Origin of the sequence: uncultured Cedecea sp., from assembly GCF_947498825.1 — a bacterium.
Classification (GTDB): Bacteria; Pseudomonadota; Gammaproteobacteria; order Enterobacterales; family Enterobacteriaceae; genus JGM124.
In genome coordinates this window covers 1-273 of record NZ_CANMLV010000084.1, presented here as the reverse complement: position 1 = coordinate 273, position 273 = coordinate 1, and the positions used below count along the sequence as shown (strand labels likewise).

The 273-nt window shown below is 57.1% G+C and carries 1 rRNA gene; it reads right to left on the bottom strand.

The features are described from left to right. Positions 1–273, bottom strand: a 16S ribosomal RNA gene (locus tag Q1A40_RS23035); the annotation flags it as partial.

Here is a 273-nt window from a genome sequence, read left to right as displayed (position 1 = left end):
TGCCTTCCTCCTCGCTGAAAGTACTTTACAACCCGAAGGCCTTCTTCATACACGCGGCATGGCTGCATCAGGCTTGCGCCCATTGTGCAATATTCCCCACTGCTGCCTCCCGTAGGAGTCTGGACCGTGTCTCAGTTCCAGTGTGGCTGGTCATCCTCTCAGACCAGCTAGGGATCGTCGCCTAGGTGAGCCGTTACCTCACCTACTAGCTAATCCCATCTGGGCACATCCGATGGCAAGAGGCCCGAAGGTCCCCCTCTTTGGTCTTGCGAC